10 protein-coding genes are annotated in these 15,852 nt (G+C 37.2%); 3 read left to right on the forward strand and 7 right to left on the reverse strand.

Annotated features, from left to right (window positions below):
- Positions 1-51 precede the first annotated feature (51 nt).
- From RMY00_RS27620 to RMY00_RS27650, 7 genes are all read right to left on the reverse strand, one after another.
- Positions 52-741 (reverse strand): macro domain-containing protein, encoded by a 690-nt coding sequence (locus tag RMY00_RS27620; RefSeq protein WP_322650600.1) that lies wholly within the window; start codon positions 739-741, stop codon positions 52-54.
- Positions 722-6,601, reverse strand: coding sequence for a DarT ssDNA thymidine ADP-ribosyltransferase family protein (locus RMY00_RS27625; protein WP_322650601.1), 5,880 nt, complete (start codon positions 6,599-6,601; stop codon positions 722-724). Before RMY00_RS27625 ends, RMY00_RS27620 begins: the two co-directional genes overlap by 20 nt.
- Positions 6,594-9,164 (reverse strand): sacsin N-terminal ATP-binding-like domain-containing protein, encoded by a 2,571-nt coding sequence (locus RMY00_RS27630; RefSeq protein WP_322650602.1) that lies wholly within the window; start codon positions 9,162-9,164, stop codon positions 6,594-6,596. The genes RMY00_RS27625 and RMY00_RS27630 overlap by 8 nt, the downstream gene beginning before the upstream one ends.
- A 164-nt stretch (positions 9,165-9,328) precedes the next feature.
- Positions 9,329-9,577, reverse strand: coding sequence for a helix-turn-helix domain-containing protein (locus RMY00_RS27635; RefSeq protein ID WP_322650603.1), 249 nt, complete (start codon positions 9,575-9,577; stop codon positions 9,329-9,331).
- Between the two features lie 277 nt (positions 9,578-9,854).
- Positions 9,855-10,706, reverse strand: coding sequence for a hypothetical protein (locus tag RMY00_RS27640; RefSeq protein WP_322650604.1), 852 nt, complete (start codon positions 10,704-10,706; stop codon positions 9,855-9,857).
- A 14-nt stretch (positions 10,707-10,720) separates the two neighbouring features.
- Complete coding sequence (locus tag RMY00_RS27645) at positions 10,721-11,515, reverse strand: hypothetical protein (RefSeq protein WP_322650605.1); 795 nt, start codon at positions 11,513-11,515, stop codon at positions 10,721-10,723.
- 20 nt (positions 11,516-11,535) lie between these two features.
- Positions 11,536-12,480 (reverse strand): hypothetical protein, encoded by a 945-nt coding sequence (locus tag RMY00_RS27650; RefSeq protein ID WP_322650606.1) that lies wholly within the window; start codon positions 12,478-12,480, stop codon positions 11,536-11,538.
- Between the two features lie 305 nt (positions 12,481-12,785).
- Here RMY00_RS27650 and RMY00_RS27655 point away from each other — a divergent pair, with 305 nt between their 5' ends.
- The 3 genes from RMY00_RS27655 (at position 12,786) to RMY00_RS27665 (ending at position 15,820) form a co-directional block, all read left to right on the forward strand.
- Positions 12,786-13,376 carry a hypothetical protein gene (locus RMY00_RS27655; protein WP_322650607.1) on the forward strand — a complete coding sequence of 197 codons (591 nt, stop codon included), beginning with the start codon at positions 12,786-12,788 and terminating at the stop codon, positions 13,374-13,376.
- 62 nt (positions 13,377-13,438) lie between these two features.
- Positions 13,439-14,668, forward strand: a complete 1,230-nt coding sequence (locus tag RMY00_RS27660) for a hypothetical protein (protein ID WP_322650608.1) — start codon at positions 13,439-13,441, stop codon at positions 14,666-14,668.
- A 48-nt stretch (positions 14,669-14,716) separates the two neighbouring features.
- Positions 14,717-15,820 (forward strand): DNA cytosine methyltransferase, encoded by a 1,104-nt coding sequence (locus RMY00_RS27665; protein WP_322650609.1) that lies wholly within the window; start codon positions 14,717-14,719, stop codon positions 15,818-15,820.
- Positions 15,821-15,852 lie beyond the last annotated feature (32 nt).

The raw sequence follows: 15,852 nt of genomic DNA on the forward strand, positions 1-15,852 counted from the left end.
AACACCCAACTCGAACGCTCATATTTCCGCACCTAGATTTTGAATGAGAATTTATTGGTCAGTGTTAGGTAAGATAGTTGGGTAAAATTTTTGGAGTAGGAGTAAACTTTTTTGTACTGTAGTAATCCCTATTCCTTTCGTTGATAAAAATTTAGATAAATTACATATACTTTCCTCTTGCATTGCTTGCTTGACTTTTTTAATGTATATTTTCCCCAAGCCAGTTACCTCTAAAATTTCTCTATCTGATAGTGAAAGAAAAACAGTTTTTAATTCATTAAATATATCATCAGGTGCATGAGGATCGTATATATATATTTCTATAGGTAATTCACATTGACCTAAATACCTATTCATAATTTCTAGAGATTGCTCTTGGGGAATTCCTCCATTTTGTGTTCCAAGCAGAGGAAAAGCGATAGAAGTTATCTCTTTTTCTATGTAGGTATCGACGAATTTTTGCAAACCCAATTCCAGAAATTCTAACTTTGATGGTTTCTTCCAGTGCTTTTTAGTTGGGAAGTTAAGAACCCAATGTTTGTCACATTTATACAGCCACAGCTTACCAATATCCATCAAATTTTGATTACATATTTCTACATAATATGTATACATTTCTTGATATCTTAAGCGAAATTCCAATGCAATACCAGCACCCATCACCCCCACACAGTTAACAGTGTTGACTAGTGTTTGACAATTTGAAGTAAATAAATTGCCTTTAATAATTTTGAGACTCATTTGTATAAATTAACCATTCTTGACCATTTTCTTGAAACCTAACACTCATAGGAGTATTAGGCTTATATTGTAGCTGGATAGAACGAGATGAACTAACATTAATAGATTGTCCAAAGTTAATTTTTGAAATATCTTTAAACGGCGAAATAATTTCTCTATTAAATGGAAGCTGCTCTGTAAAGCTAAGAATTAATTCTCCATTAATGTTTCCATATTTATCGTAGTTATCAATTTGGATATCAATAAAATTTCCCTCGTCCTTAATTGATACATAAGGGTTATCATGATAAAACAAACTACCCTCAGCAACTATTTCTCGTTCTTTAAATACTCGACTAGCATATTGTGAGTCTGTACCAATGAGGTTTAATAAAGTTTCTTTATCCTGAGTTGTTCGACAAATAATACTTATATCATCTAAATTTAACTCAGTAAAATCGAGGTAACTATGAACGATAAATTCTTGTTGAGATGCTCTCAAAAAAGTTTCTTTACCAACTGCCAGTGTAGAATAGACATGATCAAAATCAAAACACTGCTCCAAGAAAGTTGTACTGTTACCATAATGAGAGCCTGAAGCTGCAAGATTCCCACTACTTATACCACATTTGCTGCCATGAGTTTCCAGGACTCGCTTTAGATTGAAGCGGAAGAAAATTGGTACAGGACAAAGAGCATAAATATTTCCTCTACGTTTGCCTAATCCTTCATTATGCCACTGAGTTGGAGTTTGTGGTCGGCAATAAAAACGTGCAAAATCTTTTACATCGCTTCTAGTACGGTCAATAAGGTTTGCGCCGGCTGAATTGCTGAAGTTCCCACAAAGATTTCTGGCTAGTAGTTTCTCACCTGTGAGAATTGAAACAGCATTTTCAACATGGGTAAAGTGGTAGATGTATCCTTTCCAGTAAGAATTTTGACTATTAAAACCTGCTTGCAATTTAAGTGCAAATTCCTCTAGCTCTTCTGCTGATCTTTCTAAAGAAAAATCATCTCTTGTACAATTAGTATGGATTTCAAATAAAGGATTATAATCATCTATTTCTGGTTCATCTTCTTGAATTTTGTTTATAGTTATCGCTGGTAAAGTGTCTCCTCTTTCAATGACAATCAGTACCATAAGCTCAAGTATGTCTATTATCTGTTTATCATTGGCAAACCAATAAAACTGTCGATTAGCATATAAGCTAGATGCTATTTCTTCTCGTTGTTCTCCCTGTAAGAGATAGATATATACTGCTTGACGCTGATCTTCAGTTGCTGCTTGTAGCACCCATCTAATAATTTCGTCTTTGGAAATACTGTCTCTTCGGGAACGACAAGCATAGAAGAAATCTAAAGCAGTATCCTTGTATTCACTGTGGAGGATGCGGCTATCTGGTGCAAAATCAACTAACAATTTTTCCTCAATAGCATTGGAATTACTGATTAATAGTTGCTGGCAAGGCAAATAACTACCAGCTTTAGACATAAAGTAAACTGTTTCTAAAAAATTCTGAAGTTCATTAAGTTCATAAGCTGCACTAAAGTTATTAAGAAAATTTTTGGAAATCAGACTACCAACATATATAGCTTGGGATGCCCCCACTCTTGGTTGATTATTTCCTATTTCATTTTTTAATATATCAACTAACCGTAAATCATTGACAACATAATGTGTTTGAACAAAATCTTCTCCTAATAGTTTCTTAACTTCTTGCCATTTATCACGGGCGATGAGGTTATTCTGATACTGTTGCTCAAAACCTGGCCAATTTGCGACTTGTAAAAAAGTGTTTTGCTCTGAGATTTTACCTGTTAATTTATAGTTCACATTATCAAGTGAGACGAGTTGACGGTAGCGACCATACAAACCACTGGGTAAAGACTGACAGCGAGTGATGAGATAACCCATAGCGCGATCGCCCGCCAACATATTACTGATAATATCAATTCCTTCACTGGGGTCTTTTTGCTGCCAACGAACTGCCAACTCCTTCCATAAGAAGTTCCAAAACTCATATTCATCAATATTCGTAAAACCAAAAGTTTTTGTCAAAGCTTGCCAGTTACCCTCACTAGCACGGAAAAGGCTATGAAGAACTTCTCCTAAATTTTTACCTATAACTTGCGCTAACTCACGGTTACGAACTGAAGACTTCACTAAACTTTCTCGGCCTGTGGTAATGTCAAAGTTAGCATTCAAAACAAAACCTAAAAATAGCTCTTCCCTTGTGGGTGCTGTCACCCAAAAAGTTGGTATTTTTTCTGGTAAAGCGTTATAAAGGCAACCGTTTTTTTCAAATAGACCTAAAACTAAACCGGCTTTTATTTCTCCGCCAGTTTTTAGACATAGTAGTATCGAATCTTGAGTATTACTTCCAGTTTGATATTTACCTGTTTCCACTGTCGGAATATTCAAAACAGAAGAGGGATTCCAATGTAAAGTAGTTTCTTGACAATAGGAATCAACAAATGTACAGGTTTTGATAGCTTTAGAAAAAACTAACAGAATATTAGCTACAGATTGGAAATCTTGAAGTACATTTTGCCAAGATACATTCTCTTCAAGATTCAATTCTATAATTGTTGCATCAGATAAACTAATGTAGCGTTTATAATCACCTCGAAGTTCACTAGCTTTTAGTGCATTTAATCGTGATGGTATCAGCCCACCTTCAACGGTAAAACCTAAATTTTTGCTTAGTACATAAGGTCTTCTGGAAGCAAGATAGATACTCTTAAATCCTAAGCCAAATTTCCCTGTCACTCCTTCTCCTTTATCAGAGATGTTGAAAGTTAACATTTTTTCTAAGTCACGATCAAATCCCTTATCTCTATATTGTTTTTCTGGGTGATCAGGATGTTGAAAACAGCCAATTGGTCTACCTGCATGAATGAATTGAATTTTATTCTCATCAAATTTGATAATAAATTGCTTCCTGCTATCATGAAGTCTTTGTTGGGATGACATAAACTGCCATTCAACTACTGCATCATCAGCATTTTGAAATAACTCAAATGGAATACTTTGACATCTGTAGCCGTGTAAATTTATCTTTGCTCGCACAGCTTCTAATAATTGATTTCTTACCTCTTCACTTTCTGAAGATTCATCTTCTAGTAAATCAGATAATTCAGAAATCAGATTTTCAATTTTTTTCTCGATATTCTCTACAGAGCGATTTTGCTGTTTGAATTCTGCTTTCCGATGACGAAGGTTATCCCAATTTGTTAAAAGCGTTTTAATCAGAGGAATATGTTCATGTGCGCCTAGCATTCTCATTACATAAGGCGCACCTTCTAGTAAAAAGTTTTTCGCTACTTGTATATCTAGTTGATCTGACTCTAATAAATCTTTCCAAATCTGATTTAGTGATGAAGGCGTTACTTGATAAACTTCTTTGAGTAAGATTTTTGTAGAGTTCTTTAAAATCTTTATTAATTCTGTGGGAAGAAAATGTTGAGCTTGAATAGGTAATAATTCAATTTCTGTAACATCAGGTGCAAGTTTGTTAACAAAAATATGAGGAGGATTTTTAGTATTTACAAGACTTGCTTTAAAAGTAAAGCCCATTATAGACTCTACTTCTCTAGTGCGATCGCTTGCCTGACCTACATAGATACAAAAGGGGCGATTTGCTAAGGGTTGAGAGTCAAGTAATCTTTGGCGTAAGATGCCTAAATCTCGTTTACCTAAATAGAGATGAGCAAGGTTTTTAACACTGCCTTCATTACCATATAATAAAGTTAAAAATGCACCTATTGGTTCTGTAGGACAATATTGTTCCCAAGCCCGAAAGTAATTTTGCAGAACATCAGAGTTTGTTTCATCTGTTGCTGTTACAGAAATTTGTACAGCATTTGAGGAATTATTTTTCTGCATATCCTTTAAATAAGGGTGCAGAATTGCTGTTTGCTCTTTGTTGAGAAGATAAGCACCATCAATATTTTCTCTATTTCCCCAAGTTAAGCTATCAGGTGTTTGCCAGTGATTGTCATGGTTAAGTAAACGAATTTGTCCTATAATTTTTGGAAAGCTATTATATTGGACTGCTAATTTTAGGTAGCAATTAAAAACTTTAATCGTAATTGCTTCAGGTTCATTATTTAAGTCAACAAGATTTTGAAGGATTTTAATTAATTTTTCTTCATCTATTTTACCTAATAAATTAGGAAGTAGATATTTTTTAAATTTTTCTAAGCTAATTCTTTGAACTAAGTTCCAAGCTGGCAGGAAACTAACATCTATAGTGTTAAATATTTGCACAACTTCATCTAACGGAAATTCATCTATTTTAAATTGTCCTAGTTGGTAGTCATCTGCTTGTTTCAAAAGTGTCCCAATTTCTGACAGTACTTGCTCTGGAGTTAAAAATAATTCTTGAGATAACCATTGCCAACAAGTTTCATTATTACGTATTTGTTGATTTAATTGTGAAGATACTATGTAAGAGCTAGAATTTTTTAAGAGTAACTCTTCAATTTCTATTTGTATATCTGGATAATGTAGAACATTTTCTTGATAAACAACATTTCCATCTATATCTACAAGCCAGGGTGTTATTTTTAGCTGTTCGTGATTATCTTTAAGCAGCCTTTGATTTGCATTACTAAATAAACTACTTAAAGCATCCAGGATAATATCAAAATATAAGTAAGGTTGAGACTGACTCAGAATAAACTCAATTACATTATTTTCATTCCACCGAGAAAACAGCTTTTTAACTATTTTCAAACTATCGTGATTTTGGACATCTGGCGACAGAAGTGATAATTCTGCATATTCGCCTTCACTTATCTCAACTAATGTCAATAAATGTTTACTAATACCTTTGGATACAATCTCTATTACTTGTTGAGGAGCAATTAGTTTATCAATACAAACTAGCCATTTTTGTGTTGTGAGTAATGTTTGTAATGTTGGGTTATTAGAAATATCTATATCTGGCAACGCATCTAAAACCAGTGGAGAAAAATTACGCCAGTAATCTAATGTTTTTTTCGGACGAGTAAAAATTTTTTCTAGGATAGTTTCTGTCTCCCAAAAGGTAAATAGTTTTTCGACATAACTATATGCTGAATGATTTTTTATTCTAGTATGTAAAAATATTTCACTATATTTGGTATTGTCTAAAGTAGAGATATTTTGTTGATGTTGTACTAAATTTATTGGAAATTTGATTACATCTTGTGGTTGTATTGCTTTACTATCTACATCCACTAACCAATGAATATTTTTTAGTTCACTTTCCCATTTATCTTTTTCTGATGTAGACAATTGTTGCAGAGCATTCAAAATTAAATCACAATATTTTTCAGGATTGGTCAAATTGACAATTGTCGCTATTGCTTCGCCAGGAGTCCAAACTTGAATCCAATCTTGGTCTATTTCCTGTTTGTTTTGACGAATCAGTATAATATATTCTTTAAGGCGTTCATCAAGGAAAAAATCTGGATTTTCTAAATACATTTTGCCAGATTCAATACAAACTAGCTCACCATTAAGTGTTTCATGGAGTTGTAGAGATTTCCATAACTCTTGATTAATAGGTCTTTGCTTAATATGGCGCAATAGCTCATATCTCTCAGATGGTTCTAGCAAATTCCCATCTACACAGTCTGCTCCTAACTCACGAATTAAATCTACAACTTCTTCAGTTTGTAATAATTTAATTCCTAGTATTTGGCGTTTAGCCGAGGGAATATACTCAACAATGAGCGGATCGATTAATCGCCAATCTTCACCTCGTATTTGTAAAACTTGTTGTCCCACTTTTTGCCATACTGTACTTTCTTGCGAAGTGATATATAAAGGAGTTGTAATATCTTCGTACTTTTCTTTATTTCCATGCAACAAGTAACGCAATTGCTTAGACATAATTAATTAACTCCTTCAATAAATTGCATCGTTGGCTGGAATTGCCTAAATCTGGTTTTGTGGCTAAAAGCTGTAAGCAAGTTTGATGTTCCAATTTAGGGATAGCTTTTAAAGTACTAGCTTTTTCTAAAATAGTTGCAATTTTTGGTTCTATAAAAATTAGTTTGCATTCGGGTAAAGCTGCTTTTACAGCAATAGCAATAGGTGTCTCATAGTCTCTTTTATCACCTCGAAATAGCAAATATTTTTGTTTGTATTGTTGTAAACTTAAGTAGGAGCAAATATAGGTTTTATTCTGCTGATGATTATACCCAAAAAATAAGGCAAGATTCGACACAAGGTTTAAAACAGTTTCTAGTGAATTAATCTGCTCAAGAATTTGCTCAAGAATTTTTTTAGCTACCTGCTGGGTAGTTGCTGTTATCAATAGTTGGCTAAGAGAAGTCAGAATAAATTTTACTTGTTCATTACTCAAAGAACCAGTACTAACAGGGGAATTTGGCTCAAATAATTCATAAATTAATAGTGGTTGTTCAATATCTAGCTGATATAATGCGTTTAAAACAAGTTGTATAGCTTGCCCATTGTAAGTAACTTGTTTAAGTTTCAACCTTTTTTGAGGATGAATTAATGCAACTATTTTTTTAATAGCTTCATTGAATTGCTCTTGTTGGAGGTTTTCGATACCAATGGTTATAAATGCTTCTCGAACTATATTTATTAGGCAGGTTTGAATTTCCGATTGTCCAATAAGTTGTTTATTTTGGATGAGAAAATTCACAAAGTAGTTGACATTTTTAGGTTGAGCAAAAAGCAACTTTAAATCTAACGATGTCAGTAGATTAATAATTTCTTGCTTTTGCCAATCTACAGATGTTTCATCTGACAGAAGATTAGGTTGTTCCTTGTCAATTAAATAATACCTTTCTACTAAATTGCTTAATTCAGGGAAGATTTCCCAGTTGGGGGGAACACCAGGTAGCGATCGCACATTTGCATTAACCGGAATTAGTTCCCAAGCACTACGAGATGGTTTAATCCTAAATACCCACTGAGCCTCTCTACAAATACTCTGTTTGTATACTTTACTTTTGAAAAACTGCGATCGAAAAATTGCTTCAGAAAGGTTAGATATATCTGGAATAGATAAACTATGAATTTTCACAAATTTCTCAAGGGAAGGAAGAAAAACTTTTAAAGTTCCTTTAGTCGCCAGCAAATAATTCCACTGAGCTATCATTTCATCTTCATTCGTGGGAGTCTTTTGCACAAACCCATCAGTGCGAATTTTTTGCAATCCTTCAATATATTTTCTACCAGAATCAAGAAAGAAATAACCATGTAAAAAAATTGTATAATCTTGCTCACCTTTGCAATCAATTACTTCATAAGCTTGTTGTTCGGCTCCCTCTTGACTATAGCTAGCTTCATCACTGGCTAAAGGTAGAAAAACCGACCATTGCAGCATTAATCTAGCTTTATGTCTATTGTTTAGCGATTGCTTGGTAAAAACTACAGCACAATGAGGGATTGATTTATCAGGTATACTTTCTGATTCCGCCGATTCATTAATTGATACTCTTTTTGTCCAATAAGGTGACTGTTGTAAATCATCCCAAAAAGTATTTGATACGCTTTCTGAATCTTGACCTAGTAGTAATGAAAAGTCACTCGCTGGTAAAATTCGTTCTTTACCTGCAAACCGGATTCCTGTTGCATCTGCACTAATGATAATTCTCCCTTGCAAATCGTGTTCATCTTGTTGTATTATTTTACTTTCTGAATTTGGATAAATACAGCGATCGCAGGGATTATGGCTATCTAAAGTAACAGAAAATTGCGCCTGAAGAGAACCGCTATTATTTTCTAGCCAATATCTAACCTTCCTAATATGACGTAACAAGGGTAATAATTGCCCAATCCTCATTTTCATGTCTTCAGGTAGATTAGATTCCACTGATTTGGCATCATTATAATAGTTAGCCAAAATACAACGTTCATCTGGCATTCTTTGGCGCAGTGGTATCCATAATAAAAAGTAATTAGATGTAGGTTTTACTAAGTTTTGCTGAATTAAATAATTTTCTAAAAACTGGCGATCTTCAAGAGAAAGTTCTCCCCACTCTGGGCGTTTAGAATCAAATCCATCATAATTAGCCCAAGGATTAATAAATTGACCACAACCTTCTTGAATATCCTGAGAACGAGCAATATAAAAGAAGGCTTCACAAAAATGAAAAATACTCTTTTGTCCAAGTCCAAATTTACCGATTTTACCTTTATCTTTGGCATTAGCATCAATGCCAAAGCAAGATATAGATTCTTTATCCGATTTAGAAAATGTACCATTATTGAGGAAAAATAGTCCAGGTATCTTTAAAAGGGGATGCTCAACTGCATCTCCCAGTTCTTTGACTATTCCAAATTCTAAAGTTGTAGCTCGTCCATCATTGGCATTTTGAATTATTTCTTTAATGATAGGAAACCCTTGCTTATACCTCTCCCGCAATAGACTTTTGATATTATTGACAATTGTTCCGGGTGGAATTTGATAACCTGCCATAGTTAATACTCTATTTTGTAATTGAAAATGGTCAAAAATGTTGAAATTGGGTTTTTATATTACTTAGGGATTTGATAATCTCTGCTATGGCATATACTCCTGAATTTGCGGCTTAAATCTGCGATGGGCAAAACCCACCGCCCATACCAAAACTGAGCAAACAGCTAATTCGGTAAATACTTAGCCAATAAATCCTGACCCTGACTGCCCATCTCATCAAGCTTCAGCTCAATAAGCTTCATCGCCATCGGTGACGGTTTAGAGCGTCCATTTTCCCAACGATTAATCGTGGTATAAGTAACGCCTAGAGTGGCTGCAAATTGTTCTTGCGTAAGCCCGAAGGCAAGCCGCAAATCATGAATGATCTGCCCCACCTCTGGCTGGTTGATAGCCAAGGGTTTTTTGATAGTCATTTAACTTCTAAACTTGATCCACTAGTTTAAGTAGCCGATGCTATATTATTTGCTACATATTAACCATGCGAAACCTGAGCATTCATCAGTAAATACGCGATATTTGTGTTTTTTATAGTAAAATTTCTTGCTTTAGTTAAGGGGATTTTTTAAGTGATGTTGAACTTGAATTTAACCTAACGGTTTATTGCTGATGGCTCCGTTTCATTGGTGAAACAGGCATTCCCTGTCAAGTAAAATAACCTTTTCGTTGATTAGCTCGATTAAAATGAGTATTCTATCTTTTAAAAAATAACAACATTCCATGTGGATTATCTAAAAATACATCTTTATTACTATTGTGATTTTGCGATTCATCCCCTTGCAAATCTTGACTTGAAAGTGAGTACACATCAGTTGCCACAAGCTGATATCCTTGAGTATTGAAATAACCAACTAGTTTATCAGGCATGACATGAGATGCACCGTAAATTGGTAACAAATTATGTTCAATTTTATCCTGGTCTAAAATATTTAATTGCACAACACCTGTACGACAAAATATATCAAAATCAATCGGCTCGACTAAGCCACTTGTAGTAATTTCTATTGAATCTAATTCCATCGCCAGTTGCTCTATACTGGCAAAATTACACGACCACGGGTTGCCCATTAAAAATAACCGTATCGATATTGCCTCTGGCTGCACCTTCACAATATCAAGTAATGTTCTCGTAACGGCATCTGGTTGCAAGTAATCTAACACTCCATGAACCGAAACTAGCCGCAGGCTATTTGGAGTGTAAAGTTTTGTCAGTTCTAATTCTGCTAGATTGCGATCGCAAAAATAATTTAACTGTAGATTTGGGTATTGGCTGCGTAAAGCTAAAAACTTTTCTGGTGGATTAGTAGCAATGTCGTAACAGTCGATTGTCGGAAGTTGGTAGCGCGTCAAGTCAACTCCCTCAAAACCAAAAAAAACTTCCCGTTCGGCAAAACCTGCACCCAAGATAGCTGCACTATCACCCTTACCTGAAAGAATCGCTTCCCAAGTCAGGGGATAAACATTGGGGGTAAGCTCCAAAAGTCTAGCTCGACTAATTTCTAAGATATTGCCACTGCCCTTGTTTTCTAGGAATCTTACTGTCATAAAACCTCGTTATATTATGAAATAACCTTGGGACGACTGATTAGGGTAATATCTTTACCTTCGCCCAAACGGTACACTTCTGTGCGATCGCCAACATCAATTTCAAAAAACCGATAGCTTGTAGTAAACTGCGCCCACGGTGCCAAAGGATTAATTTTTGGGAGATTGGTTGTTGCTTGGTAAGTAATTTCAAACCCCACTCCCCCATCTTGCTTGAACATCTGCAAAAAACATTCGTAGTCTCTAGCGTGCCAAAAATCAGTCGTTCGGCGACGTACCACATCTTGTGAGTCAGAACTCATCGCCCGTGCTGCTGATGCGGACACGATCAATTGCAAATTGTCAGACATTCGCGTTAAAGCAAGTTTCTTGTCTGGGTTTGAGAATATTTCATCAACAATTGATTTAAGCTCAGGGTGCAAACAAGTTTCGGCAATGTAAAACCCTGAATACTTGCTGATATCTTTCTCAAATTCCCGATCAACTAGTCTTTCGGAGTCACAACTAACCGACTTTCGTAGGCTTGCAAAAATCAAGTCTTCGTATAACTTCTGCTGCGATGCTGGCGTTGCTGCAAGAATTTTGAATGCAGACCCACGCATCCCCTGAATTCCTATCAAAGCACAGGTACAGTTGAGGGATGCCGCCCACATTGCTAAAAATTTTCGATAGTTGGTATAAAGCATTAATGCTTCCTGGTAGTCAGGAGCTTTAATTTTGAGTAGATGCTTTACTGGATTGGGTTTAATTTCCCATCCAGGCTTGCATAGTAAAGTCCACAACGTTGAGGAATCTTCAATGGCATCCATGCATTTATCCCCTCAGCAAATTAATGACAATTATTTGTCTGTCCGTTCTTGTCAAACCTCATGCGGGATATCAAATCCTTAAGATGGGCTGGGTCTACACCAAACCTATGAGCAATGTCATACTCCTCATCTTCAGTTGGCGGTGCATTTAGTGTAAGTAAATGCTCCAAAAAAGGTTGCGACCCCCCTAAAGGCAAACCATCATCCGTAAAAGGTAACCTATGTTCGTGCATTGACTGCTCAAATACCGCAGGGCGGGTATTTTGTAGCCACGCTACAACCTCACCAGGTTTTGGCGGCTCTATCCCCAGTCGATCGCATTCTTCTAATAACTCGTTTGATAATTGCGATTCTACTGCGGAGACGCTGTGCGATCGCACCACTAAATCCTGCAACCACTCCTGTAGCTTTCCTGTCTCTGGCAGCTGCAAATCCAGCGTCCGACAAGCAGCTACAAACTCTTGTCCAATAACAGCTTCCCTATGCAAATTTTTCAGAAATGCAGCATACTCGTCTTCCGATAAGACATTAAGCTGCTGCTGAAAAAACTTTTGAATTTCTCGACTTAAGCGAAATATACGTGATGCCTGAAAATCATTGTCTTTCTTGATACCCTCAATATCACCCAAGCCAAGGGAGAGATTATCTACAAACCAAACCCCTACCTGGCCCACTTCTGGTACTGATAAACCCAAGGATTCGCACGCAAATATCAGTTCTATGCCCAAAGAGGTATAACCAGAAAACATCTGCTCCAAACTACCCGGTTGAGGAACCGGCTTACCACTTTTTTGAGCTAGGTCAACTAAATCTAAACCCAAATCAACTAAACGCCTTAAAGCTTTCGCCAAAGTGCCACCCAATATCGGCAGTAAATCATCTACCTTTTGCCGCACACCGGGCGCAAGGGTAAAAGATACTCGGTCAGTATCCCCTCCAGAAAAGCGTTCGCGCTGATTTGACACACGTTTTTTGAACTTGGTTTATCGAGATTTCTCTTCAGTTTATAGAAACAACAGGGGTTTTAGTTACAAACCTTAAGTTTTATATCAAAACCTATATCGCTAGAACAAATAAACACCTCACCATCAATAAACCTTGTCATTTTAGTGATGCACTAATTTTAATTAGTGCATCACTAAGTATTAAATAATATTAAGTTAATGCATCACTAACTCGGCAAATCGGTAAACTTTACCTAAAAAGCACAAAAGAAGGGCTTGAGATAAATCGAGCTAACTCGCTAAAAATCGTGCAAGAGCTAATAAAGATGCAAAAGAACTACAAAATACTAGAAGTACTACCAAAACAAGGACTAGAACCAAGGCAATTTCTGCGCCACTGTTTTGATATTGCCGAACTTAGTCCCCCCGAACTGCTCGAAGAAGAAACGGACTCACAATACCGCAAAAAATGTATCACTGTACTATGTGCAGTCTTAGGTGTACAAAGACCAACAGTTCGCAAGTGGGGAAGCGATCTCAATTTTGATGGGATACCCAACTGCTGCAAATTTGCACTTGCTTACATTCACGCCGCCGAAATCCTGCCAAAGCAGCTAAAGAGCATCTTGAGAGGAGAATACAACGCACCGTTCGTAGATGCTCAAACGTTTCTAGAAAAAATACTCCTCGAAAGGTTAAGTGAACAACAAGTATTACAAACTGTCTCTCACGCCAATTTTCGCGCAACTTGTGTCAAAACCCTCACGCAAGTATTACATATTGGCACCAAGTCAGTCCAAGATTGGGGTCAGGATATGTCGTTTCACAAAATGCCCAAAATTCACAAACACACCTTGGGCTATGCCTTGGCTGCTATTTCTAAATCATCATCAAAAAACTTGCAGAAAGCAGCGTGACTTATTCAACTAGTCGAATTAGGAAACTTGGTCTTAGAGATTAATACCGCGCATACAACATCATGACTACAACAACTTTTGCAAATAAATTATACGTCGAGCAGCATCAGGTAGACTCCAATCCTACCACCCACATAGAGCAAAGTACCCTAGAGTACCTCCATACGGCTTTCCTACTCTATGAGTACAAGCAGACTTACACTAAAAAAGAATATCGCGCACTGTTAGAAGAGTACGGTTGGGATAAGGGCAGTGCTGAGGAAAGGCGATCGCTCCGAATTGCCGAGAATTTTCAAGCATTTATCAGTTGCCCGGAACATTTAGCGGTTTTACCAATATCGGTACTACTTCGGTTATGTTCCAATAACTACAAAATCCTAATTGATGAATTGAAAGATATTCCTATTGGTGGATTGACTTGTGGATCAGTGTTAAAACTGATTGAGAAAAGAAGATTGTTTCTCAAAGCCATGAATCAAGAAAAAAAAGATGGCAACTGGCGAGCAACACCAGATGGAAATAGATATTACACCTTCGGCAAAATTATGGAGGATGACTACCAAACAGGAGTGTTTACCGAGAAGTTAATAGAGGAATTGGGATTGTCACCGCAGCGAATTGTCAGAATGGCGATCGCTGACTTATATGAAAAGCATCAAGCTGAGATAGCCAAGAATGAAATCGGCTCTTTTGAAGAACTAATCCCTTGTGAACAACTCACTGACACCATAGAAGAATTGATTGCTGCCAACGATGAAAATATCGTTAACCCAACAAACCTTGAGGTAATGCAGCGAGAACTTGAAACCTTGTGGCAAAGGGATACAGAACAATATGACTGCCAAGAATACCTGGAAGAACCTGAAGAGTCAAACATTGACTTTGAAGAAGATGAGATTCAGGCAGTAGAAAGTACATTGGCTAGGATGTTCGGTACAAATGAAGTCCCAGCAACTGATGCAGAAGTCCTCGCAGACATATTGCGGAAAGCTTCAGATTATTCCTCAGTGCGCCGAGGACTATGGCAATATCAACAAGCTAAAGAAGAAGCTTGGAGCCTCCTCTCGGATTCGGAAAGGAAATCTGTATGGCAGATGCTTCCAGAGGCAATCAAAAAGCTTAGTAATGCCAAGCGTGAAGGGTTGATTGTCAACTTTTATGAGATGGAGTCAGGAGGGGTATATAAAGTCTTCACTACAGATTACCCATTAATAGAAGAAACAATTAGTAATAGTCGGTTAGACAGATGGTTGGCAGAACTAAAAGTCAGGCATAACTCCGATTGTAATTGACATGTCTTTAAAGCCAAGTGCAAGAAATTAACATTAATTAGAATCTCAATGAACTCAACAGCAACAAACAAAAAAATAGCTGTTAGCCTATTCTCCGGGGTGGGTGGATTTGACTTGGGATTTAAAGCAGCAGGATTTGAAATCGCGATCGCCATTGATAACAATCCCATCGCCTTAGCAACATACCAACATAATTTCCCGCACGCCACAGTCTTGTGCAAAGACATTCGGGAAGTGACAGGGGAAGAAATACGCGCCCATATTCAGGCGAAGTACATAAATTGGGACGGGGAAATTCATGCCGTTTTTGGTGGGCCACCATGCCAAGGATTTAGCGTTGCCGGACTGCAAAATGTTGAAGATGAGAGAAACTCGTTGGTAGGGGAGTTTGTACGGCTGGTGTTGGAACTCAATCCCCTTGCGGCAATCATGGAGAATGTGCCAGGGATTGAGAATCAGAAGTTTGGCTGCATTACTGCTAACCTCCAAGCAGTGCTAGAAGAACATTATTTTCTCTCAAAGTGGAACCTCACCGCTTCAGATTACGGGGTTCCCCAGGCGAGAAAAAGGGTATTTTTTGTTGCATCTAAGTTTGGAGAAATTATACCGCCGGAGCATCAACCTCAACATACAGTTAGAGATGCGATCGCGGACTTGTCGCCAATCCCCCTACTCCCCAAGCAAAACACTCAAGAATGGCATCCAGATTGGGTGAAGGGAGAATATGCTAAGTATCTTGAGAAAATATTCCCAAATCTTGGTATAGTAACTAACACTGAGACGGGATTCGCAGCGACAACACATGCACCAGAAGTAATTCAGCAATTCATCAACACTCCCCCAGGTGCGAGGGAAGCTAAATCCAAATCAAAGAAGCTGCAATGGGATGGATTCTGCGTGACGTTAAGAGCGGGGAGTGGCAACCGCACCGCATTACGTCCCCTTCATCCAGAACAGCCACGGGTTATATCTGTAAGAGAAGCTGCTCGTTTGCACAGCTACCCCGATTGGTTTAATTTCAGCGAGGCAATACTCCACGCCCAAAGAGAAATCGGAAATTCGGTGCCCCCATTGCTTGCATATGCTGTGGGAATGCAGGTTAGAGAACATCTAGAATGCAATACCAGTTATCAGATTAGATGCCCAAATTAGCAAAACTGCCTATTTTTACCAACTTCTTGCAA

This window comes from Nostoc sp. ChiVER01 (assembly GCF_034531155.1).
Classification (GTDB): Bacteria; Cyanobacteriota; Cyanobacteriia; order Cyanobacteriales; family Nostocaceae; genus Nostoc.

What these genes read in the sequence shown, in the direction of transcription:
- RMY00_RS27630 (WP_322650602.1), bottom strand. Translation starts at nt 9,164, where the DNA reads ATGGCAGGTTATCAAATTCCACCCGGAACAATTGTCAATAATATCAAA.
- RMY00_RS27625 (WP_322650601.1), bottom strand. Translation starts at nt 6,601, where the DNA reads ATGTCTAAGCAATTGCGTTACTTGTTGCATGGAAATAAAGAAAAGTAC.
- RMY00_RS27645 (WP_322650605.1), bottom strand. Translation starts at nt 11,515, where the DNA reads ATGGATGCCATTGAAGATTCCTCAACGTTGTGGACTTTACTATGCAAG.
- RMY00_RS27635 (WP_322650603.1), bottom strand. Translation starts at nt 9,577, where the DNA reads ATGACTATCAAAAAACCCTTGGCTATCAACCAGCCAGAGGTGGGGCAG.
- RMY00_RS27640 (WP_322650604.1), bottom strand. Translation starts at nt 10,706, where the DNA reads ATGACAGTAAGATTCCTAGAAAACAAGGGCAGTGGCAATATCTTAGAA.
- RMY00_RS27665 (WP_322650609.1), top strand. Translation starts at nt 14,717, where the DNA reads ATGAACTCAACAGCAACAAACAAAAAAATAGCTGTTAGCCTATTCTCC.
- RMY00_RS27655 (WP_322650607.1), top strand. Translation starts at nt 12,786, where the DNA reads ATGCAAAAGAACTACAAAATACTAGAAGTACTACCAAAACAAGGACTA.
- RMY00_RS27620 (WP_322650600.1), bottom strand. Translation starts at nt 741, where the DNA reads ATGAGTCTCAAAATTATTAAAGGCAATTTATTTACTTCAAATTGTCAA.
- RMY00_RS27660 (WP_322650608.1), top strand. Translation starts at nt 13,439, where the DNA reads ATGACTACAACAACTTTTGCAAATAAATTATACGTCGAGCAGCATCAG.